Here is a 21,087-nt window from a genome sequence, read left to right as displayed (position 1 = left end):
ACGACCGCCGCCGCAGGAGGTTCCAAGAGGCGCACTTTGTTGGCGAGCGTTGCATTGAGAGCACAGGGGACGGTTGTGGATAGCGGGCGTGCGCCGCCGCACCAACCTCCGCGGTGGGGTCGAATACTCAGTGGTTCAAGGCGCGCGGCAGTTTAGGAACCTGCGAAAGCGGACCGCGTTGTTGAAACATCCTGTCAAGCTCCCACGACGAGGTTGAGACTATGCTGCGGTCTGGTTTCATCCTGGGTGTCAGTGCTCCCGCTGCACTCCTGACCGTTCTGGTCCAGCCCGTCGTCCGCGAGACAGCCGATCATTGGATGCCGCCGGTTCCGGTTGCCCAGCTTGCCCCGGCGCCGCTGCCGGGCATGCGCCCGGTTTCGCTGGCGATCAGTCCTACGCGGATCGCGGGTGTGCAGCGGATCGGCGGTTCCGCAACACCGGTGGCGAGCGACGCACAGGATCCCGGCATCAAGCCGGTACTCAAGCAGCCTGGCCGTCGGTTCGTGCGGGAGGGTTGCGAGACTGCGCTCAGTTCCCTCGTCGGACCTGAGGCGCGACGGATGACCCCCGGCCGCTGCATCTCTTAATTCCGAACGCGTCGTGTTGTTAAAAGGCCCTGCCGCGCGGTGGGGCCTCTATGCGTTGGTGCGAAGGGTTGTGAGGCGGACCTCGAAGACCAAATGAAAACGGCGCCGGTCTCTTGGACACGGCGCCGCTACGCACGAATATTACCGTCTAATCTCACTCGCCGCGGCCGGTACCCGTCGACTGGCCACCCTTGCGTCCGGCGGACGAGGCGAGCTCGCGATCCTGCGAGAAGGAGCGCTTCTCCGCGGGCACGCTGCGGCCACCCTTGCTGGCGATCTCGCGCTGCCGCTCCAGATCCATCGAGGCAAAGCCCCGCTTCGAGGTCGAATTTCCGGATGCCATCAGTTCCTCCTCAGGCTTCGCTTCACCTCGCAACAACCTTCAGCAATAACCAAGGTTCCTGTGCGCAGACGTGGCCAAGTTTCCCACAGTCAAGCTTGGCAGCAACCGGCCTCGTGTCCGCCGCGTTGGTGGTCGGATGACCTGCAGAAATGCAGGTGCGGCAGGCGGCGGATGCCTTGACGGTGCGGTGAACGGCCCCCGCTAAGCCCGCGCGATCTGTCCCGGCGAACCATCAGGAAGAGGATTGGGCTGCATGACGAACCGCAACATGGTGAAGGAGGCCGCGGTCGGCGCCGCGACGCCGCACCCCAACACGCCACCCCTGCCGCCGATGCCCGCACCGGAGGATTCCGCGACGCCGACCACCCGGGACGAGCCGGTCGACTCGCCGCATCTCAATGCGAGCCCCAAGCGTGACAGGCCGTCGCCGGGCGAGCATGGGCTGTCGACCAAACGCTGAACCGCGGTGCCGTCAGGCGGCCCGCCTCCGCGCGAGGCGGGTCAACCCGAAGACGAGACCGCCGATCGCCAGGATCGTCGCGAGGCCCGCCACGATGAGGATGCGCTGGATCAGGGGCGTGTAGAGACCCCGGGCAGCGTCGTAACCGTAGCAGAGCAGGGCGAGGCGGTCGGCTAAGCCGCCGACACGGCCGTCGCCGGCCTCGGTCAGGGCCAAGCGGAGGTCGCGCCCGGTCAGTGCCAGGGGTGAGAGTATGCGCGACACCTGCCCGTCGCCGGCGAGCAGCACGGCGGCCGCCGGATGGGCGAAGCTGTCGGTTCCGGCGTCGTAGACCGCCGTGTAGCCGAGTGAAGCCGTCAGGCGACCCAACGCCGCATCCGTGACGATCAGCGCCCGGGGTTTCACGATCGCGGCCTGCTCGCCCAGCGTTTTCGCCAGCATGCCGCGCGCGGACGCGGCATCATCACGGGGATCGATGCCGACCAGCACCAAGGCGTAATCCTTTGCCGAGAGGCCGGTCGCCGCCAGGGCAGCCGCCGACATCGACACCATGGGATCGCAGACGTTGCTGCAGGTGTAGTCCACGGGCAGCAATAGGACTGGTCGGCCAGCGATGACGGTCCCAAGCGTCACAGCCTGTCCCGTCTGCGCATCTATGGCCCCCAGGTCGAGCGGTACCCGCGCGCCGGGCTGTGGCGTCACCGCGACGCGGGCTAGGTCGGCCTGGACCAAGCGGGCGCGGGCCGGCGCGGTCGCCAGAAGGACGGCGCTGGCGATCACGGCCGCGTGGCCGAAAAGCCGGGCAGGGCTGGACAAGCGTCCGATGAACCGCATGGATGTACGAGCCCGTCCGGCCCCGCCGTCCTGGGCGTCGGACCCGACGCGGAGCCACCGCATGACCCTCGACACCGAGGTTTCCTCCCTGAAGCAGGTGCCGCTCTTCCGCGAGGTCGAGCCGGCGCGGCTGAAGCTCCTGGCCTTCACCAGCGAGCGGGTGCATTTCGAGCCCGGGCAACGCTTCTTCGCCCGCGGCGACGTGGCGGATGCAGCCTACGTGATCCTGAAGGGAACCGCGGAGGTCAGTATCGATGGTCCCGCCGGCCCGGTGCGGTTGGCGCTCCTCGGCCAGGACGCCCTGGTGGGCGAGATGGGCATCCTTGCCGAGCAGCCCCGCTCGGCCACCGTGACCGCCGAAACCGCCGTGACGGCCCTGCGCATCGACCGCGGGGTGTTCCTGGAATTGCTGGCACAATTTCCACAGATCAGTATCGCCCTGATGCGCGTGTTGGCCCTGCGCCTGGAACAGACCAACCAGGCGCTGGCTGAGAGCCGTGGTTAGGCGGCATCACGGGGCCGGATAGGTGATGAACTCCAGGAGGGATCCGTCTGGGTCGCGGAAGTAGACGCTGATGCCGGCGCCTGCGGCTCCGAACGTCTCGACGGGTCCGAGTTCCACGGGGACGGCCAGTCCATCGAGATGCGCGATCGCCTCCGCGATGGACCCGGACCATCGGAAGCACAGGTCGCTGTTGCCGGGCATCACCGGTTGGGCCGCCACCATCTTCGGGTTGACGCCGGGGCCGTGGCAATTGAGCTGCACCCCGCCGAAGCGATAGGCGTAGCCGTCGCCGCGCGCGACGATCTCGGCGCCCACGACGTCGCGGTAGAAGGCATTCGACCGCGTCCAGTCGCTCACATGAATCACGCAATGGTCGAGATGGATCGCGGGGCTCAATACCCCGGCCGGAACGATCCCCGTCTCTTCGGGACGTGTCTGGGTCTCGGGCATCGATCACTCCGCGTGGACAACGGCAACCTTCGGCTGCCGATCTGAATTAGGGCGCAATCGTGGCCGCGGCAGCCGGCCGGGCGCGGGGCGCTGCGGCGGAAAAGCTACATCGTCCCCGGCGGGGAGTCGGTACGCATGTCCGGAGGATCGGACACCGCATGACGTATCTGATGAACGCGCTTCAGCGCCCGGCACTGGGCCGCAGGATCCGGGGCGCGCGCGTGCTGCTCGCCCTCGCGGCGATCGCGCCCATGGCGGCGTGCCAGACCCGACCCGCGCAGCTCGCGCAGGACGACGATTCGGCGTGGTACATCGGCGCGAAGGCCGACAAGCCGTTCGACATTCCCCTGGTCGATACGCAGCGGCTGGATCCCAAGTATCGCCGCCAGCAGGTCAGTTACAACGGTCCTGAACAGGCCGGGACGATCGTCGTCGACATCGACAAGCGCCAGCTCGTGCTGGTGCAGGCCGACGGAACCGCCATGCAGTACGGCGTCGGGGTCGGCAAAGCCGGCTTCTCCTGGAAAGGCGAGGCCCGGGTCGGCCGCAAGGGCGTCTGGCCGGATTGGAGCCCGACCACCACGATGGTGTCGCTGAACCCGGACCTGCCGCGGGTCCGGAAGGGCGGCCTCGACAACCCCCTTGGCGCCCGCGCGCTGTACCTCTACCAGGGCAACCGCGACATCCTGTTCCGGATCCACGGCACCAACGAGCCCTGGAGCATCGGCGAGCAACTCTCGTCGGGTTGCGTGCGGATGCTGAATGAGGACATCGCCGACCTCTACGAGCGCGTTCCGGTCGGGACCCGCGTGCTCGTGAAGCGCAACGGCAAGTACCGCGTCTGATTGCGCCGGGTCTCAGCCCGCGGGCCGGGCATCCTCGGCGCCACCGACGATGATACGTCCGGGTTGCGGTTTCGCGCCGGTGGATTGGACCATCCGCCCGTCCGGCCCCATGCCGTCAGTCGCCAGGACTGCCGCCGCCGTCAGGCCCGGTGGCTGGGCGGGCACGTCATGGGTCGGGCCGAGCGCGAAGCTCAGAACGGACAGAAGTGCCGCGCACAGGACGGCAGAACCCAGCACGATCTTGAGGAGTGTCATGTCGGTCAACGGAAACTCAAGGATCGCCGTTCCCATGACCGGCCGCCCGCGGTGCGTCTTAGCTGCCGACGCGGCGATGCGCCTGGTCGATCGTCCGTTCCAGGATATTCGGCGTTGCGAACCCCGACGATCCACACGTTCAGCGCTCCCTTCAGCCATAGCGGACGGCCGGACGACGTGTCACCTGAATGCCCCAACCCCCGCAGATTCCGACGCATCCGACCGGTCGGTGCAAGCCACGGCAAGGAATTTGGGCTAAGCGTGACGGTGGGGTGGGCTTGATCGGATGCCTGCGGACCGCCTGAACTTGGCTGTTTTCGCCGCACATACTCGGATCCGAAGAGGCCGGAAGGGCTTGTTCATCGTGACACGACGTCCGCCAGCGAGTCGCTCCACGTTCCGCGCGATCGGAATGATGGCGTCCGGACTCGCGATCTCGGTCGCGGCTCCTGCCAGCGCCGAGACGCTGGAGAGCGCTCTCGCGAAAGCCTATCAGGGTAATCCGACCCTCAACGCCAGCCGCGCAGGGGTGCGCGCGGTCGACGAAAACGTCGCGATCGCGCAGTCCGGATATCGGCCCCAGGTCAATGTCGCCGCCTCCATCGGCGTCCAATACCTCCAGACCCGCTCCGCGAGCACGGTCTCCGCGGCGGCAGGCTCAGCCAGTACCGGTGCGACCACGGCCAGCACCGGCACCTCCCTCGGGGGAGGCAGCGCCGCATCGAGTCTCGGGACGTCATCAACAGGGATCGGCGTTTCGACCGGTACGACCGGAACGGGATCTGTTGGCTCGGGATCGCTGGGCTCGACGACCGCAGGGAGTAGCCAGACCTCGTCCGGCAGCACGGGCGCGGTCGGGAGCAACGAGACGGAAGTTGTCTCCCAGGGAATCGGGTCGCGCCGAACGATCAGGACGACCTATCTTCCGAGCAGCGCCGGCATCACCGTCTCGCAGACCATCTTCAACGGCTTCCAGACGGACAACCTGACCCGGCGCGCAGAATCAACCGTTTACAGCCAGCGCGAGACCTTGCGCTACACGGAGCTGACCGTCCTTTATAATGCCGTTCAGGCGTATATGAATGTGCTCAGCAATACCGCGACCCTGGAGCTGAACCGCAACAACGTCGAAGTGCTTGAAGAGCAGCTCCGCCAGACGCGGGACCGCTTCAACGTCGGCGAGGTGACCCGGACCGACGTCGCCCAGGCTGAGGCGCGCCTCGCTGGCGCCCGCTCCCAGGTCAGCTCGGCCGAGTCGGCGCTACGCACCAGCATCGGCATCTATCGGCAGAACATCGGCGTCGAGCCGCGCCAGCTCGCGCCCGGCCGGCCGCTGGATCGATTCGTGCCGGCGAGCCTTGATGCGGCCATCGCAGTCGGCCTGCGCGAGCATCCGCAGATCGTGTCGGCCATCCATGCCGTCGACGCCGCCGAAGCGCAGGTGAAGGTGCTCGAAGGCCAGCTGGCCCCGAACCTCAGCCTGCAGGGCTCGCTCAACCAGCTCTACGACCAGAACGGCCCGAATCAGAGCTTCTTGGTCGGCTTCGTCGGCGGCCGGCTCAACATCCCGATCTACGAGGGTGGCCAGACCTACGCTCAGATCCGGCAGGCCAAGGAGACGGTCGGACAGTCACGCATCCAGGTCGATCAGGTTCGCGATCAGGTCCGGGCGCAGATCGTCGATTTCTGGGGCCGGCTCGAAGCTGCGAAGGCTCAGGTCATCGCCGCCCAGGCGCAGGTCCAAGCCAACGAGGTGGCGCTGAACGGCGTGCGCGAGGAAGCGCGCGTCGGCCAGCGTACCACCCTCGACGTGCTGAACGCGCAGCAGGAGTTGCTGAATTCTCGCGTGAACCTGATCGTTGCCCAGCGCGATCGCGTGATCTACTCCTACGGGGTGGTTCAGGCGATTGGACAGCTGACGGCCCGGTTCACCGCCCTGCCGGTCGAGTACTACAGTGCCAAGGTCCACTACGATCAGGTCAAGGACCTGTGGTTCGGCCTGCGCACCCCGGACGGGCGCTGACGTCTTTTCCACGGGGAGTGTGGTGAAAGCACGCTTGCCGCAACGAAACGGCATGGAATACTGATTGAACATCGACCCGATCGGGTCGCGTTCCAGTCTCCCATGCCGAGTGCGCCTGCCGATGAGTGCAGCTAGCCCCAAGATCCCGGACACGAAACTCCAGGACAAGGCTGCCGATAAGGCGCAGGAGCCTTCGATGGAAGAGATCCTGGCCTCGATCCGGCGGATCATCGCCGACGATCAGGCGGCCAAGCCCGCCGAAGCCCTACCCGAACCGGAGCCCGACGACGTGCTCGACCTCGCCGAGGTCGCCGAGCCCGTGGCGCGCCCCCGCGCTGTCGTACCGGAGCCCGAGCCGCTCGATTTCGACGCGATCGATTTCGATGCGCCGACCGTCGAACCAGAACCCGAGCCGGTCATGGCAGCACCCGCTCCGCCCCCGCCCGCGCCGCCGCAACCGGCGGTCCAGGCTGCGCGGCCGCGCGAGCCGGAGCCGGAGGCCGATGCCCTGGTCTCGCCGGCGACCGATGCCAGCGTCAGCGGCGCCTTCAACCTGCTCGCCCACACCGTCCTCACCCAGAACGCCCGCACCCTGGAGGATCTCGTCAAGGAGATGCTCCGGCCGATGCTGAAGTCCTGGCTCGACGACAACCTGCCGGCCGTGGTCGAGCGGCTGGTGCGCGCCGAGATCGAGCGGGTCTCGCGCGGCCGCTGAGGCTCCGTGCACCTGGGTACGGCGCCCGCGGGGCGCCGTCCGCGTGTTGACGGAAGCGGCGCGACGGTCGAAAGCGGGTCCAACCCCGTTTGGACAAGCGCCCGCCCATACCCGCGATGATGGATAAGACCTTCGAGCCCGCCTCCGTCGAGGCGCGGATCTCCGCCGCCTGGGAAGAGGCGGGCGCCTTCCGCGCCGGCCGGCCTGAGCGCGCCGGCGCGAGCCCTTACTGCATCGTGATCCCGCCGCCGAACGTGACGGGCTCCCTGCATATGGGCCACGCCCTCAACAACACGCTGCAGGACGTGCTCTGCCGGTTCGAGCGCATGCGCGGCAAGGACGTGCTCTGGCAGCCCGGGACCGACCATGCCGGCATCGCCACCCAGATGGTGGTCGAGCGTCGGATGGCCGAGGCTCAGGAGCCCGGACGCCGGGAGATCGGCCGTTCGGCCTTCGTCGAGAAGGTCTGGGCCTGGAAGGCGGAATCCGGCGGCGCCATCGTCAATCAGCTGAAGCGGCTGGGTGCCTCCTGCGACTGGTCGCGCGAGCGCTTCACCATGGACGAGGGCCTGAGCCGCGCCGTGCTCAAGACCTTCGTGGAACTGCACCGGCAGGGCCTGATCTACCGCGACAAGCGCCTCGTGAATTGGGACCCGAAGTTCCAGACCGCGATCTCGGACCTGGAAGTCCAGCAGGTCGAGGTGAAGGGCCATCTCTGGCACTTCGATTACCCCGTGGTCGACGAGGCCGGCCACGAGACCGGCGACATCATCACGGTGGCCACCACCCGCCCCGAGACGATGCTGGGCGACACCGGCGTGGCGGTCCATCCCGAGGACGCGCGCTACACGGCGCTGGTCGGCAAGCGCGTGCGCCTGCCGCTGGTCGGCAGGCTGATCCCGATCGTCGCCGACGCGTATTCCGATCCCGAAAAGGGCACCGGCGCGGTCAAGATCACACCGGCCCACGACTTCAACGACTTTGAAGTCGGCCGTCGGCACGATCTCGGTCTGATCAATATCCTCGACGCCGAGGGCCGGATGCTGCTCGAGGGTAACACGGCCTTCTGCGACGGCGCATCGCCCGAGCCGGAGGCCCTTGCGCTCCACGGCCTCGACCGGGCGCAGGCACGCAAGGTGGTGGTCGCCCTGATGGAGGCCCACGAGCGCCTGCGCACGGTCGAGCCGAACACCCATGCGGTGCCCCATGGCGACCGCTCGGGCGTCGTCATCGAGCCGTATCTCACCGACCAGTGGTACGTGAACGTCAAGCCGCTCGCCGAGCGCGCTCTCCAGGCCGTGCGCGACGGGCAGACAAAGTTCGTCCCCGAGAACTACGAAAAAACCTTCTTCCAGTGGCTCAACAACATCGAGCCCTGGTGCATCTCGCGCCAGCTCTGGTGGGGCCACCAGATCCCGGTCTGGTACGACGAGGCGGGCGGCATCTTCGTCGCCGAGAGCGCGGATGAGGCGCTGGACCAGGCCGCTGCGAAGCACGGCCGGCCGGTGGAGCTCATCCGCGACGCGGACGTGCTGGACACGTGGTTCTCCTCGGCGCTCTGGCCGTTCTCGACGCTCGGCTGGCCCGACGCGACCCCGGAACTCGCCCGCTTCTACCCGACCAACACCCTGGTGACGGGCAAGGACATCCTGTTCTTCTGGGTCGCCCGGATGATGATGATGGGCCTGCACCTCACCGACCGGGCGCCCTTCGACACGGTTTACCTGCACACCCTGGTGCGGGACGCGTCAGGCGCGAAGATGTCGAAGTCCAAGGGCAACGTCGTCGATCCCCTGGACCTGATCGAGAAGATGGGGGCCGATGCCCTGCGCTTCACGCTGTGCGCGCTCGCCGTCCAGGGCCGCGACATCAAGCTGTCGGAGGATCGGGTCAAGGATTACCGGAACTTCGCCACCAAGCTCTGGAACGCGGCCCGCTTCGCCGAGCTGAACGGCTGCCGCCTGGATCCGGCCTTCGACCCCCGCGCCGCCACGGGCGCGATCAATCGCTGGGCGCTGACCGAAGCCGCCCGTGTGGTGGACGAAGTGACGGCGGCGCTGGACGCCTTCCGGTTCAACGACGCGGCGGGCGCCGCCTATCGCTTCGTCTGGAACATCTTCTGTGATTGGTATCTCGAACTCGCCAAGCCCGTGCTGCAGGGCGAGGGCGTCGACCCGGCGATCCGGGCGGAGACGCAGGCGAGCGTGGCGTTCCTGATCGATCAGGTCGCCAAGCTGCTGCATCCGTTCATGCCGTTCCTCACGGAGGAGCTGTGGGCGATCAAGGGCGCTGATCTGCCGGAGCGCGGCCTCCTGACCCTGGCCGCCTGGCCCGAGCTCGCCGGCCTCGCCGACGCGGCGGCCGAGGCCGAGGTCGGCTTCGTGGTCGATCTCGTCAGCCAGGTCCGCTCGGCCCGCTCCGAGACGAACGTGCCCGCCGCCGCGCAGATCCCCCTGGTAATGGTCGGGGCGAGCCCGGAGGTCCGGGCCCGGGTCGAGGCATGGCGGGACACGCTGCTGCGCCTCGCGCGCCTGTCCGAGATTACCTTTTCGGAGACGCCGCCGAAGAACTCGGTCCAGCTCCTGGTTCGGGGCAGCGTCGCCGCGCTGCCGCTGGAGGGCGTCGTCGACCTCGCCGCCGAGGTCGCGCGCCTCAGGAAGGAGCAGGCCAAAGCGCAGGGCGAGATCAAGAAGGTCGACGCCAAGCTCGGCAACGCCGATTTCGTCGCCCGCGCGCCCGAGGAGATCATCGACGAGAACCGTGAGCGGCGGGAGACCCAGGCGGCCTTGCTCGCGAAGATCGAGGAGGCGCTCGCGCGGCTGGGCGGGGATTGAGCGCCGGGCCCGAGTCAGCACGGGCTGGCGCGGTGTGAGATTCTCCGTTCGCGCTATCTCGGTGCAGACATTCCCGGCGCATCTTTAAAGGCATCATGTGATGCGTTAATTGATGCGCCAGGTGGAGGTGTGCCGTGCGGACAACGATCAACCTCGATGACAAGCTCGTAGAGGATGCTCAGCGATATTCCGGCATCAGCGAGAGATCGGAGCTTCTGCGCGAGGCCTTGCGGGCGCTCATTCAGCGTGAGGTGTCCCGGCGCATGGCCCTCCTCGGTGGAAGCGATCCGACAGCCGAGGCAGGCCCACGCCGCCGCGTCGAGTCGTGATCATCGTCGACACGAGCGTTTGGATCGATCATCTCAGAAGCGCCGACCCGGTCCTGATCGCGCTCCTCGACGATGGGCGCCAACGCGTTCATCCCTACGTGATCGGCGAACTCGCGCTGGGAAGCCTGCACGACCGTGCAACCGTGCTGGCTTTTTTTGAGCGCATGCCGCGCGCCCTGCTCGCTTAGCCGGAAGAGGTCATGGGCTTCGTCGCCGATCATGCGTTGCACGGTCTCGGCATCGGCTACGTCGATGCTCACCTCCTGGCATCCGCGAAACTGATGCCCGGTTCCAGGCTCTGGACACGCGATCCCTCCCTGTCCGCCGTGAGCGAGCGGCTCGGAGTGAGTTACCAAGCGATCCACTGAGATCACCAGCGGGCGTCGAGGCCGTCGCTGAGCCACCTGTCCAAACCGTAATGTGACCGCCACGCCCGGGTCAGGGGCCAACCTCTAGACCGATCGCATCGAACGCCGCGTCAGCCGGCGTCGTCCCGATCATCCCCGAGAGGTTGAGACTTCCCATGACCGAGACCCGTCCTTCCGGCCGCACCTCGCGCCGCGCCCTCGCTTCGGTGGCGGCTGCCGCGCTGATCGCCGGCGGCGCGCTGGGCAGCGGATATCTGCCGTCCGCCACCCCGGCCTACGCCCAGGCCCTGCCCAAGTCGCCGATCGAGGCCCCCGAGCATCCGCCCGGCTCCTTTGCCGGCATCGTCAACAAGGTGAAGCCGGGCGTGGTCTCGGTGAAGGTCAAGCTCGACGACTCGGCGAGCAGCAGTGACGACGAGGATGGGCCGAACCAGGGCCGCAACCTGCAGAACGTGCCGCCGCAGCTGCGCGAGTTCTTCAAGCGCTTCGGCCAGAATGGTCCTGGCGGCATGCAGCCCCAGCACCAGGGTCCGCGTGGCGCGGTCGGCTCCGGCTTCATCATCTCGGCCGACGGTTACGTGGTGACCAACAACCACGTGGTCGATCATGCCAAGACCGTGCAGGTCACCCTCGACGACGGCCGCACCCTCGACGCCAAGGTGATCGGCAAGGATTCGAAGACCGACGTCGCGCTCCTGAAGATCACCGAGGGCTCGAGCTTCCCGTATGTGCAGTTCGGCAAGTCGGTCCCGCAGGTCGGTGATTGGGTCGTGGCGATCGGCAACCCGTTCGGCCTCGGCGGCACCGTGACCGCCGGCATCGTCTCGGCCCGCGGCCGCGACATCGGCGCCGGCCCCTACGACGATTTCCTGCAGATCGACGCGCCGATCAACAAGGGCAACTCCGGCGGTCCGACCTTCAACGTCAACGGCGAAGTGGTCGGCATGAACACCGCCATCGCGTCCCCCTCGGGCGGCAGCGTCGGCTTGGCCTTCGCGATCCCGGCCGAGACCGTGCAGGCGGTGGTCGATCAGCTCCGGACCGACGGCAAGGTCGCCCGCGGTTATCTCGGCGTGCAGATCCAGCCGGTGACGCAGGACATTGCCGAGGGGCTCGGCCTCGACAAGGCCAAGGGCGCCCTGGTCGACCACGCCGAGAACGGCACTCCGGCTGCGAAGGCCGGGCTGAAGGCCGGCGACGTGATCGAGAAGGTCAACGGCGACACGGTCGACAGCGCCCGCGAGCTCTCGCGCAAGATCGCCGGCATGAAGCCCGGCGCCAAGGTCGAGCTGAGCTATCTGCGCGGCGGCAAGTCCGACACCGCCACGGTGACGCTCGGCACCATGCCGACCGACGGCACCAAGGTGGCCAGCCGCGACGACGACTCGAATAATGGCCAGCCGCGCCTCGGTCTGCAGCTCGCGCCGGCCGGTGATGTGGGTCTGTCCGATCAGGGCGTCGCGGTGGTTCAGGTCGATCCCGACGGCCCGGCGGCCGCCAAGGGTATCGAGGCGGGCGACGTGATCCTCGACGTCGGCGGCCAGAGCGTGTCCCGTCCCTCGGACGTCGCCGCGCAGATCCGGGCCGCCGAATCGAGCGGGCGCAAGGCCGTCCTGATGCGGGTGAAGAGCGGCAAGGGTCAGACCCGCTTCGTGGCGGTTTCGCTCAGCAAGAACGCCGGCTGACGCCAATTTCCCCTCGGCGCGGGATCCCTACCCGCGCTGTCCCGTCGTCACGTCCACAAGCGCCGGCCCAAAAGGCCGGCGCTTTTTTCGTCCGACTACTGTCCAGAAGCTCCTCATAGTGACGGTAAGGCTAGATTTACGTCTCAAAGTAAATATAAACAGAAATGATAGTAATTAACAGAATCGTCTAACGTTAAGTGCGATCGAACATCGGATTTCTTGACTCCAGACAACGGTGATGCTGTTCTGGTTTGGGGATTGTGTTGGCGGCAATGGTTGAACCGCTGCGCCAAGACAAGAAATCTCGAATTGCGTTGTTGATTGCTTGCGTCGTATGTCAAAAAAATATGTTCTCAGCAGGCCGGATGCTGGCCTGAACGATACCTTTTGTCAGATCGAAATGGCGTATTATTACGCTGTACAAACAGGCCGCGTGGTCATAGTTGATACCGGCTACAAAAACTCATTCCATTTTCATGACAAGTTTTCGAATTATTTTATAAGCCGAGACGAGACGTTGATGCTGGATCCTGACGTCGTGCAGGAATCCCTTGACTTGTTGAGTGTCGTTCCCTCCGTGCTCGAAGGACGATTGAGTTCTTATATCCCGCAATGGAGTGCTGCGTACGATAATTTCGTTGACGCCGAGACGGGAGTACCGATTTCGTTCGACCTTTCAAAACCGTATGATGCCGATATTTTGGTTCGTCACACGTGCGGCGGAAGCAATCTGTCGATTAATCTCTTGAAAAAACTCGTCCTTCAAGACAGCATTACTGATCTGTTGAGGCAACGAATCGAAAATATCGGACGGCCATTTGGTGCGGTTCATATCCGTAATACGGATCACCAGAGTCATTACCGACCGATCATCGATCAAATGGCCGGATCGATCTTAATTCCCGTCTTTGTGGCGATGGACAGTCTGAATTGCAGACAGTATTGCGAGACGGTGTTCGGTCGCGATAACGTCATCCATTTTTCGACATTGCCGGATCAAGAATCCCCAATTCACAGCAACAAGAACTTCAGATCTGCGTTCGAGCGCAATTCTGAAGCCATTCTCGATCTGCTCACATCGGCCCTGTCGAACGAATATTATAAAATTCCCCTGAAGCGGGACGATCATCTCGAATGGTACTCTGGGTTCTCCAATCTCGCAGAAAACCTCATGCGCAACAGCGACATCCTCATATCACTGCTTGGGCAGACGGCGTCGGCTAAGGTCATCGTCGAAAAGGTCAGTGCGTGGCAGAATCCCAACCCTGGGCTTCGGGCGTACTAAGCTCCCGTAAACTCGCTCGACGGCGCGGATCGGGTCACGCGAGGGGCGCCATTATCGTTCGGTCGACGGAATCCCCAGCCCCACCCCGAGCCGGGCCCGGCACCGGCCGAGCGCCGCAAAGGCGGCGTTCGAGTCCTTGGCGAGGCGCATCAGATCCCCCAGCCTTGCCCGGCCTCGGGCGAAGGCGAAGAACACCGCGGCGATGTCCGGCTCACCGTCCGCCGTGAGCGCTTCGGCGGCGAAGGCGGGGAGCGCTTGACCGGCGGGATCGCAGATCACCCGGAGGGCCGCGAAGGGCAGGCCATGCCGACCCGCGAAGGCCGCCGCGACATGCGATTCCATATCGACCGCCGCGGCGCCCGTCGCGGCGCGCAAGTCCGTCTTGCCATCGACCGCAAGGATGGCCGCATCGACCCCCGCCAGATCCGCCGGGATCACCCGTGGTCCCACCCCGGACAGGAGATTGAGCAGCGTGGCCGAAAGATCGAGATCGGCCGCTCGCCGCCCGTCTTCGCTCACCACACCGGTCCCAACCACGATGTCGCCCGGCTTGAGCGCCGGATCGAGACCGCCCGCGATACCGAAACTCACCACAGCCCGACAGCCGGGCTGGGCGCGCCCGTCGAGGAGCTGGCGCAGGCGATGCGGGTTACCGCCGGCACCCACAGCTTCTACGCCGGCCCCGGCCGCCATGCGGCGCTCGCGGGCGAGTCCGGTCACGGCCAGGACGGGGGCTTTTGGATCGATCATCGTCCGCTGGTGGACCAGTCCCGCCAGCTCCGCAAGCAGACGCGAACGCCGCGGGGTCGCGGCAGGTTGATCCTGCGGGGGAGGGGGCTCACCCGTACCCGCGGGATCGCTGTCTGAGGAGGCCACGTGACGGATACCGGGGCTCGCAGGTCGGTCACCGGGACGGTCGAACGCGCTGCGATCCGGTGGAGAAACGGGCCGGTCCATCCGGACCGGCTCATCGCATCACATGCCGAACTGGACGCGTCGGCTGTTGGTGCGCTTCAGGTTGCGGAAACGCGCCATTGCCCAGAGCGGGAAGAACTTCGGGTAGCCATGATACCGCAGGTAGAAGACCCGCGGGAAGCCCGTGGCCGTGTAGCGCTCCTCCTTCCAGAAGCCGTCCGCGCCCTGCGTCCGGGTCAGGAAGTTGATGCCCCGGGTCACGGCCGGGTCATCGACCGCGCCGGCCGCCATCAGGGCGAGCAACGCCCAGGCGGTCTGCGAGGCGGTGGACGAGCCGGGCTCGAACGCCGGGTCGATCTTGTACGAGGAGGCGTCCTCGCCCCAGCCGCCATCCGGGTTCTGGATGCGGATCAGCCAGGACACGGCCTTCTGGATCCGCGGATCAGCCGGATCGACGCCGGCGGCGTTGAGGGCACAGAGCACCGACCACGTGCCGTAGATGAAGTTCATGCCCCAGCGGCCGTACCACGAGCCGTCCTCCTCCTGGTCGTTCAGGAGGTAGTTCACGCCGCGGTCGAGCGCCCGGGAGGTCTCCCGGGTCTCGCCGAGCTGGGCCAGCATCCCGACCACGCGGGCGGTCACGTCCGCGGTCGGCGGGTCGAGCAGCGCCCCGTGATCCGAGAACGGGATGTGGTTGAGGTACATGTGGTTGTTGTCGGCGTCGAACGCCGCCCAGCCGCCATCCTCCGACTGCAGCCCCTCGACCCATTCCCGGGCACGGGCGATCGCAAGCTTGTAATCCGGCATGCCGGCGACCAACCCGTGCTGGTGCATGGCCCGGTCCATGGCCATCACCACCACGGCGGTGTCGTCGAGATCGGGATAATGGGCGTTTGCGTACTGGAACGCCCAGCCGCCCGGCCGGACCTTCGGCTTGCGCGCCGCCCAATCGCCGACGATGTCGAGCACCTGGCGGGGCTTCAGCCAGTCGAGGCCGGCACGCGCCTGCGCCTCGGCCTCGGGGCCGCCAGCCTCCAGCAACGCGTGGCTCGCCAGTGCTGTATCCCAGACCGGCGAGACGCAGGGCTGGACATAGGCCTCGTCGGCCTTCTCGACCACGAGCTTCTCGATGGCGTCGCAGGCGACGCGGACCTGCGGGTGATCGGGCCGGTAGCCCATCACCTCGCACATCAGCACCGAGTTGACCATGGCGGGGAAGATCGCCCCGAGCCCATCCTCGCCGTTCAGGCGCTCGCTGACCCAGGCGCGGGCCTTCTCCATGGCGCGCTGCCGGCTCTTGCGCGGCATCCGGTCCTCGACCGACTGGAGCATCCGGTCGATGAAGCCGAAGATCGGGGTCCAGGGCCACGTGGCGTGGGGCGAGCCCGGCCAGCGCCGAACGCTCTCCGGCGGCGTGACGAACAACTCCTGGATGCTGACGCCGCGCGGATTGCGCGCCCGCGGCTTCGTCGCCTGGAGCACGAAGAGCGGCACCACGGTGGTGCGGGCCCAGTAGCTGATCTTGTCGAGGTGGAACGGGAACCACTTCGGCAGGAACATCACCTCGACCGGCATCACCGGGACGGCGCGCCACGGCACCTCCCCGTAGAGCGCCAGCATGAAGCGGGTGAAGACGTTGGCGTTGGCCGCCCCGCCGCGGGCCAGGATCGCCTCGCGGGCCCGGCGCATGTGCGGCGCCTCGATGTCGTCGCCGATCATCTTGAGGGCGAAATACGCCTTGACGGTGCAACTCATGTCGAAGGGCCCCTCGTGGACGAGGGCCCAGCCGCCGTGACGACCCTGGGTGCGGCGCAGGTAATGGCCGATCTTGGCCTCCAGGCCATCCCGGATCTGCGTGCCGCGGAACTGGTGGAACAGGATATACTCGGACGGAATCGTGGCATCCGCCTCGAGCTCGAAGCAGATATGCCCGTCGTCCTGGGCCAATGCCGTGAGGGCACGAGTCGCCTGCGCGATGCCGCGCTCGACATCGTCCAGCGAGATCCCCTGCGTCTTCGACCGCTGAAGCGGCTCGACTTTGCTTACGGCCTCTCTCATCATCCTCGACCTCGAACATCCGCCTCGCGGCGGACGTATGCCTAAGCTGCGCCGCGCAGCCGGGTTCCGGCGCGCAGGGCGCGCGCGGCCGTCTTTCCCGAGCGGATCGCTCCCTCGATCGTCGATGGCAGACCGGTGGCGGTCCAATCGCCTGCCAGGACGAGATTTGTGTAGGCGGTTTCGGCTCCCGGGCGCCGCGCGGCTTCCGCCGGCGTCGCCGCGAAGGTCGCACGCTTCTCCTTTACGATCTGCCAGCTCGGCAGTTCCGGTTCAAGATCACACAAGCGTGCGATCTCGGACCAGATCTGGCGGGCGAGATCCTCCCGGGGCACGTCGAGGAGCCTGTCGGCACCGCTGATCGTCACTGAATACCGGTCCGGATAGGCGAAGAGCCACTCCGTGAGGCTGTTGACGACGCCGAGCACCAGCGGGCTTCCGGGCTTCGGCGTGAGCGCGAAATGCGCGTTCACGATGGAGCGGAATTCCACCGGGGCGAGGAGACCAGGCAACACCTCGCGGGCGACCCACGGGGGGAGCGCCAGCACGATCCCGTCATCCGGTCCGACGGTTTCGGCGCCGTCCGAGAACTGGAGTTGGGCGACGCGCCCCTCCGCCAGATCGAGGCCGCGCAGGCGCCGGCCCAACCGGATCTCGCAACCGCGCGCCGCGAGGAAGCGCAATGCCGGATCGACGAAGGCGTAGGACAGGCCCTCCACCGCCACCAGCGGTCGGCAGGCCTTGCCGCCGGCCCCCAGGGTCTCGCGCAGGATCCGGGCGGCGAGCCCGACGTCGCTGTCGCGCGGCTCGGTGTTGAGGGCGGCCAGCAGCACCGGATGCCAGAGCCGCCGGTAGAGGTCGCCCTCGCAGGCCATGTGGGCGCCGATCGTGCCGCCCGCGCCCTCGGCCTTGCCGGAGGCCGCCCGCAGAATGCCGAGCGGCGCGAGGTAGTCGCGCGCCTTCGTGCCGGGGACGCGGCGGGACGGGCTCATCACCCACCAGGGCAGCCGCCCGGAATTGGGACGCAGGCACCAGCGTTCGCCGGTCTTCAGGTCGGCGAAGTCGAACTCAGCCGCGTCCGGCCCGACGAGGGCGTCGGCGGGGGCGCCGACCGTCTTGAGGAAGCCCAGCGCATCGGCATTGCCGGAGAGCAGCAGGTGGTTGCCGTTGTCGAGGGTCAGGCCCAGCGCCGGATCGTAGTAGGAGCGGCAGCGCCCCCCCGCCTGCTTGGCGGCCTCGTGCAGCACCACCCGCGCGCCGGACTCGGCCAGCGCGACGGCGGCGGACAGGCCGGCGAGACCGGCCCCGACGACGTGAAGCGTTCCCATCAGATCAGGCCGTGCCGGAGGACGACGCCGAGCAGCGCGCGCTTGCCGGGCTTCACCCGGACCCGGGGCATGGCCCAGCCGCGGGCGAGCACGGCCTTCAGGTAGAGGTGGTAGGCGGCCGCCATCAGCCGGGCGGCCTTGGTGGCCTTGCGCGGGCTGCGCCGGATGATCTCCCAGGTCGCCTGATAATGCTCCTCGGCCTCGCGGGCGAGGGAGAGGCAGACCTCGCCGATGCGGGGATGGCTGATCGCCGCGACCGGCGTCGGATCGATCAGCCCGATCGCCTGGAGCTTCTCGCGCGGCAGGTAGAGCCGGCCGCGCTCGGCATCCTCGTCGATGTCGCGCAGGATGTTGGTGAGCTGGAGCGCCCGTCCCTGGTGCCACGCGAGCCGGATCCCGTCCGCCTCCGGCATGCCGAAGATCCGCACCGACAGGCGGCCGACGGCGCTCGCGACCCGGTCGCAATAGAGGTCCAGGGTCTCGGCATCCGGGGCGACGATATCCTCCATCGCGTCCATCGCCATGCCGTCGATGACCGCCTGGAAATCCTCGCGCTTGAGGCCGAAGCGGCGCACCGGCTCGACGAGGTCGCGCACCCGGGGCGCCGGGCGTCCGGCATAGAGGGCATCGATATCGGCGCGCCAGCGGTCGAGTTCGGCCTGCCGCACCGGCCGGGTGCCGCCGTCGTCGGCGACGTCGTCCACGGCCCGGCAGAAGGCGTAGACCGCGTACATCGCCTCCCGCCGCTCCTTCGGGAGCAGGCGCATGGCGGTGTAGAAGGACGAGCCGGCGGCCGGCAGGGCCGGGGCGGCGGCCTCCCCGGCGGCGGGTGTCGCGGTGGCGCTCACGGGCGGATTCCTTGAACGGCAGCCCGCACGACGCGTCCCCGGAACGGCCGGCGTGCCAGGGTGGCGGCGATGCCGCCCAGAGCCGTCAGGGCGAAGGCGGCCTTGCCGTGATGGACTTTCTCCGAGAGCGGATCGTGCTCCAGCAGACCGCGGCTCAGCACCACGGCGAGGCGGTGGATCGCGGCGATCTCCAGGGACAGCCGCAGGTCGTCGATCAGGTCCGGCAGAACCGCGCCCTCATCCAGAAGATCGAGGCATCTCTGCGCCAGTTCGCGGATCACGGCCCGGAGCTGGGGTGTCGCCTTGGGCTGACCCAGCATCGCCACGGTCGCACCATGACGATCCAGCGCGTCCTGCGGGATATAGACCCGGTCGAGGCCCAAAAAATCCTTGCCGCAATCCTGGAGGTGATTGATCACCTGCAGGGCCGCACAGATCGCGTCGGACGGTCCCCAGACCCGGGCCGGATCCTCGCCGTGCACGTCGAGGACGAAACGCCCCACCGGCATGGCCGAGTAGCGGCAATAGTGAATCAGCTCGTCCCAGGTCGCGTAGCGATTCTTGCGGGCGTCCATCCGGAACGCGTCGAGGAGTTCCACGGCATGTCGGGGCGGCAGACCGCGGGCGGCCAGTTCACGCTTGAGCGGCTCCGCCTCGGGATCGGACGGGCCGGCCCCGGTGAGCGAATCGGCCAGCCGGTCGAGCAGCGTGAGCTTACGGTCGGGCGACAGCTCCGTGTGATCGGCCACGTCGTCGCCGGCGCGGACGAAATTGTAGAAGGCCAGGATCGCCCCGCGGTGGCGCGGATGGATCAGGTGCGAGGCGACCGGGAAATTCTCGTCGCGGTGGCCCTTGCCGGAGCGGGTCGCGGTGGCGGAGTCGAGCGTGCTCATCCGAGATACCCGGCTTGGCGGAACCATGTGATCGCGTCGGAGAGCCCCTCGCGATAGGGCCGTGCCGAATAGCCCAGCTCGGCCCGGGCCTTCCGGTCCGAGAAGAACATGCGGTAGCGCGACATGCGGATGCCGTCGATCGTCGCGAAGGGCTGCTTGCCCGTCACCCGGGCGGCGAGCTGGGCGAAGAACGCGACGGGATAGACCGCCGCCCGCGGCAGGTTCACGGTCGGCGGCTTGCGCCCGACCATGCCGGCAATGTCAGCGAGCATCTGCGACAGGAAGACGTCCTCGCCGCCGAGGATGTAGCGCTCGCCGATCCGCCCCTTTTGGAGGGCGAGCAGATGGCCGTGCGCCACGTCGTCCACATGGGCGAGGTTAAGGCCGGTATCGACGAAGGCCGGCATCTTGCCGAGCGCCGCCTCCTGGATGATCCGGCCGGTCGGCGTCGGCTTCACGTCGCGGGGGCCGATCGGCGTCGAGGGATTGACGATCACGGCCTTCAGCCCGTCCCGGGCCACCATCTCCTCGACCACACGCTCGGCCACGACCTTGCTGCGCTTATAGGCGCCGATGGCGGTCTCGGGCGTCAGCGGCATGGTCTCGTCGGAGGGCGTCACGCCATCGGCCGGCGGCTTGATCGTCGCGACGCTGGATGTGTAGACGACCCGCTCGATGCCGGCCTCCAGGGCGGCGCGCATCATCAGGCGCGTGCCGTCGCGGTTGGTCCGGACGATTTCTTCCATATCGGGGGCCCAGAGCCGGTAATCGGCCGCCGCGTGGATGAGGTAGCGCTGGCCGCGCATCGCCGCCGCCACGGCGGCCGGATCGCGCATGTCGCCGTCGGCGATGTCGACATCGGTCCAGGTGAGGTTGGTCCGCGGGCTCGACGCGCGCACAAGGATGCGCACCGGGAAGCCGGCGCGACGGAACACGTCGACCAGGGCCGAACCGAGGAAGCCGCTCGCGCCGGTGATCAGCACGGGGCCGACCTCGGGAGAGCCGGGGGTTGTGGCCTCTGCCATCACGGATCTGGAGGGTTACCGTCTCTCAGTGGGGCCGGGGACCGCCGGCCGCGCCGCGCTTGTGTCATCGAACCGGCGAGGCGGCAAGTTGAGGCAGCGCTGGGTGGATATGCGGAGCCGCTGGGCGGCGGCTTCCTGTGCTGGGTCCGGACCAGGCCCCGCTTCGCTCCACCTGTCCGGGAAAAGGGTGGCGTCGGATGAGACGCCCCCCTTTTCCAGGTGCATGACGCGCCAGCGGAATGCGACCCGGGATCCAGCACCGGACTCGTCGCGAAGCAGCCCAATCGGATCAGGCGAGCCGCAAACGCGACCGCCCTTCCTTGCGCTCCGGCAGGGTATCGAGGGCCGTCTTGACGATGGCCTGGGCATCGAGCCCGGCCTCGGCGTACATCTTCTCCGGGCTGTCGTGGTCCTGGTAGGTGTCCGGCAGCGTCATCGTCCGGACCCGAACCCCGCCCGCATCCAGCGCGCCCTTCTCGGACAGCAGGTGCAGCACCATCGCCCC

The 21,087-nt window shown here is 67.5% G+C and carries 20 protein-coding genes and 2 pseudogenes; 11 read left to right on the top strand and 11 right to left on the bottom strand.

Features of this window, described 5'->3' with window-relative positions; all coding sequences use genetic code 11:
* Positions 1–221 precede the first annotated feature (221 nt).
* Positions 222–587 carry a hypothetical protein gene (locus MKK88_RS24275; RefSeq protein ID WP_244004321.1) on the top strand — a complete coding sequence of 122 codons (366 nt, stop codon included), beginning with the start codon at positions 222–224 and terminating at the stop codon, positions 585–587.
* 154 nt (positions 588–741) lie between these two features.
* Here MKK88_RS24275 and MKK88_RS24270 read toward each other — a convergent pair whose 3' ends face one another.
* Positions 742–930, bottom strand: a complete 189-nt coding sequence (locus MKK88_RS24270; RefSeq protein ID WP_244004319.1) for a general stress protein — start codon at positions 928–930, stop codon at positions 742–744.
* Between the two features lie 253 nt (positions 931–1,183).
* Between MKK88_RS24270 and MKK88_RS24265 the strand changes: the two genes are divergently transcribed.
* Complete coding sequence (locus tag MKK88_RS24265; RefSeq protein WP_244004317.1) at positions 1,184–1,390, top strand: hypothetical protein; 207 nt, start codon at positions 1,184–1,186, stop codon at positions 1,388–1,390.
* Between the two features lie 12 nt (positions 1,391–1,402).
* Here the strand turns inward: MKK88_RS24265 and MKK88_RS24260 are convergent, their stop codons facing one another.
* Complete coding sequence (locus MKK88_RS24260; protein ID WP_244004315.1) at positions 1,403–2,206, bottom strand: electron transporter; 804 nt, start codon at positions 2,204–2,206, stop codon at positions 1,403–1,405.
* A gap of 79 nt (positions 2,207–2,285) precedes the next feature.
* Here MKK88_RS24260 and MKK88_RS24255 point away from each other — a divergent pair, with 79 nt between their 5' ends.
* Positions 2,286–2,729, top strand: a complete 444-nt coding sequence (locus MKK88_RS24255; protein ID WP_244004313.1) for a cyclic nucleotide-binding domain-containing protein — start codon at positions 2,286–2,288, stop codon at positions 2,727–2,729.
* Positions 2,730–2,735: 6 nt separating this feature from the next.
* On the opposite strand, the gene MKK88_RS24250 is transcribed toward MKK88_RS24255, so the two are convergent.
* Complete coding sequence (locus MKK88_RS24250) at positions 2,736–3,179, bottom strand: VOC family protein (protein WP_244004312.1); 444 nt, start codon at positions 3,177–3,179, stop codon at positions 2,736–2,738.
* A gap of 158 nt (positions 3,180–3,337) precedes the next feature.
* Between MKK88_RS24250 and MKK88_RS24245 the strand changes: the two genes are divergently transcribed.
* The gene (locus MKK88_RS24245; RefSeq protein WP_244004310.1) at positions 3,338–4,024 is read left to right on the top strand and encodes a L,D-transpeptidase; all 687 of its coding nucleotides are present in this window, start codon (positions 3,338–3,340) and stop codon (positions 4,022–4,024) included.
* Positions 4,025–4,036: 12 nt separating this feature from the next.
* Here the strand turns inward: MKK88_RS24245 and MKK88_RS24240 are convergent, their stop codons facing one another.
* A complete protein-coding gene (locus tag MKK88_RS24240; protein ID WP_244004308.1) occupies positions 4,037–4,315 on the bottom strand; it encodes a hypothetical protein in 279 nt (92 codons plus the stop codon).
* A 379-nt stretch (positions 4,316–4,694) separates the two neighbouring features.
* On the opposite strand from MKK88_RS24240, the gene MKK88_RS24235 reads away from it, so the two are divergent.
* The 7 genes and pseudogenes from MKK88_RS24235 to MKK88_RS24205 all read left to right on the top strand — a co-directional run bounded on the left by MKK88_RS24235 (position 4,695) and on the right by MKK88_RS24205 (position 13,518).
* Positions 4,695–6,302, top strand: coding sequence for a TolC family outer membrane protein (locus MKK88_RS24235; protein WP_244004306.1), 1,608 nt, complete (start codon positions 4,695–4,697; stop codon positions 6,300–6,302).
* Positions 6,303–6,423: 121 nt separating this feature from the next.
* Complete coding sequence (locus MKK88_RS24230) at positions 6,424–7,017, top strand: PopZ family protein (protein ID WP_244004304.1); 594 nt, start codon at positions 6,424–6,426, stop codon at positions 7,015–7,017.
* 116 nt (positions 7,018–7,133) lie between these two features.
* Entirely contained in the window at positions 7,134–9,851 is a 2,718-nt protein-coding gene (locus MKK88_RS24225; RefSeq protein ID WP_244004302.1) for a valine--tRNA ligase, read from the top strand.
* Between the two features lie 134 nt (positions 9,852–9,985).
* Complete coding sequence (locus tag MKK88_RS34320) at positions 9,986–10,180, top strand: type II toxin-antitoxin system VapB family antitoxin (protein WP_244004301.1); 195 nt, start codon at positions 9,986–9,988, stop codon at positions 10,178–10,180.
* Positions 10,177–10,548 (top strand): annotated as a pseudogene (locus MKK88_RS34135) (type II toxin-antitoxin system VapC family toxin). Before MKK88_RS34320 ends, MKK88_RS34135 begins: the two are co-directional and overlap by 4 nt.
* Before the next feature lie 155 nt (positions 10,549–10,703).
* Positions 10,704–12,233, top strand: coding sequence for a Do family serine endopeptidase (locus tag MKK88_RS24210; protein ID WP_244004299.1), 1,530 nt, complete (start codon positions 10,704–10,706; stop codon positions 12,231–12,233).
* A gap of 520 nt (positions 12,234–12,753) precedes the next feature.
* A complete protein-coding gene (locus MKK88_RS24205) occupies positions 12,754–13,518 on the top strand; it encodes a hypothetical protein (RefSeq protein ID WP_244004297.1) in 765 nt (254 codons plus the stop codon).
* Between the two features lie 51 nt (positions 13,519–13,569).
* Here MKK88_RS24205 and MKK88_RS24200 read toward each other — a convergent pair whose 3' ends face one another.
* The 7 genes and pseudogenes from MKK88_RS24200 to MKK88_RS24170 all read right to left on the bottom strand — a co-directional run.
* A complete protein-coding gene (locus MKK88_RS24200) occupies positions 13,570–14,268 on the bottom strand; it encodes a phosphorylase (RefSeq protein WP_244004295.1) in 699 nt (232 codons plus the stop codon).
* A 225-nt stretch (positions 14,269–14,493) separates the two neighbouring features.
* Complete coding sequence (shc, locus tag MKK88_RS24195; protein ID WP_244004293.1) at positions 14,494–16,491, bottom strand: squalene--hopene cyclase; 1,998 nt, start codon at positions 16,489–16,491, stop codon at positions 14,494–14,496.
* A gap of 41 nt (positions 16,492–16,532) precedes the next feature.
* Entirely contained in the window at positions 16,533–17,816 is a 1,284-nt protein-coding gene (gene hpnE, locus MKK88_RS24190) for a hydroxysqualene dehydroxylase HpnE (RefSeq protein ID WP_244004291.1), read from the bottom strand.
* A complete protein-coding gene (hpnD, locus tag MKK88_RS24185; protein ID WP_244004289.1) occupies positions 17,816–18,664 on the bottom strand; it encodes a presqualene diphosphate synthase HpnD in 849 nt (282 codons plus the stop codon). The genes hpnE and hpnD overlap by 1 nt, the downstream gene beginning before the upstream one ends.
* A complete protein-coding gene (gene hpnC, locus MKK88_RS24180; protein WP_244004287.1) occupies positions 18,661–19,557 on the bottom strand; it encodes a squalene synthase HpnC in 897 nt (298 codons plus the stop codon). Before hpnC ends, hpnD begins: the two co-directional genes overlap by 4 nt.
* Positions 19,554–20,582: a hopanoid-associated sugar epimerase gene (hpnA, locus tag MKK88_RS24175; RefSeq protein WP_244004285.1), complete on the bottom strand. Its 1,029-nt coding sequence runs from the start codon at positions 20,580–20,582 to the stop codon at positions 19,554–19,556. Before hpnA ends, hpnC begins: the two co-directional genes overlap by 4 nt.
* 289 nt (positions 20,583–20,871) lie before the next feature.
* Positions 20,872–21,087, bottom strand: a pseudogene (locus MKK88_RS24170) (1-deoxy-D-xylulose-5-phosphate synthase); the annotation flags it as partial.

It is taken from the genome of Methylobacterium sp. E-005, assembly GCF_022829725.1.
Lineage (GTDB): Bacteria > Pseudomonadota > Alphaproteobacteria > Rhizobiales > Beijerinckiaceae > Methylobacterium.
Note: the sequence above shows the minus strand (reverse complement) of the source record. Positions and strands in the feature narration are given on the sequence as shown.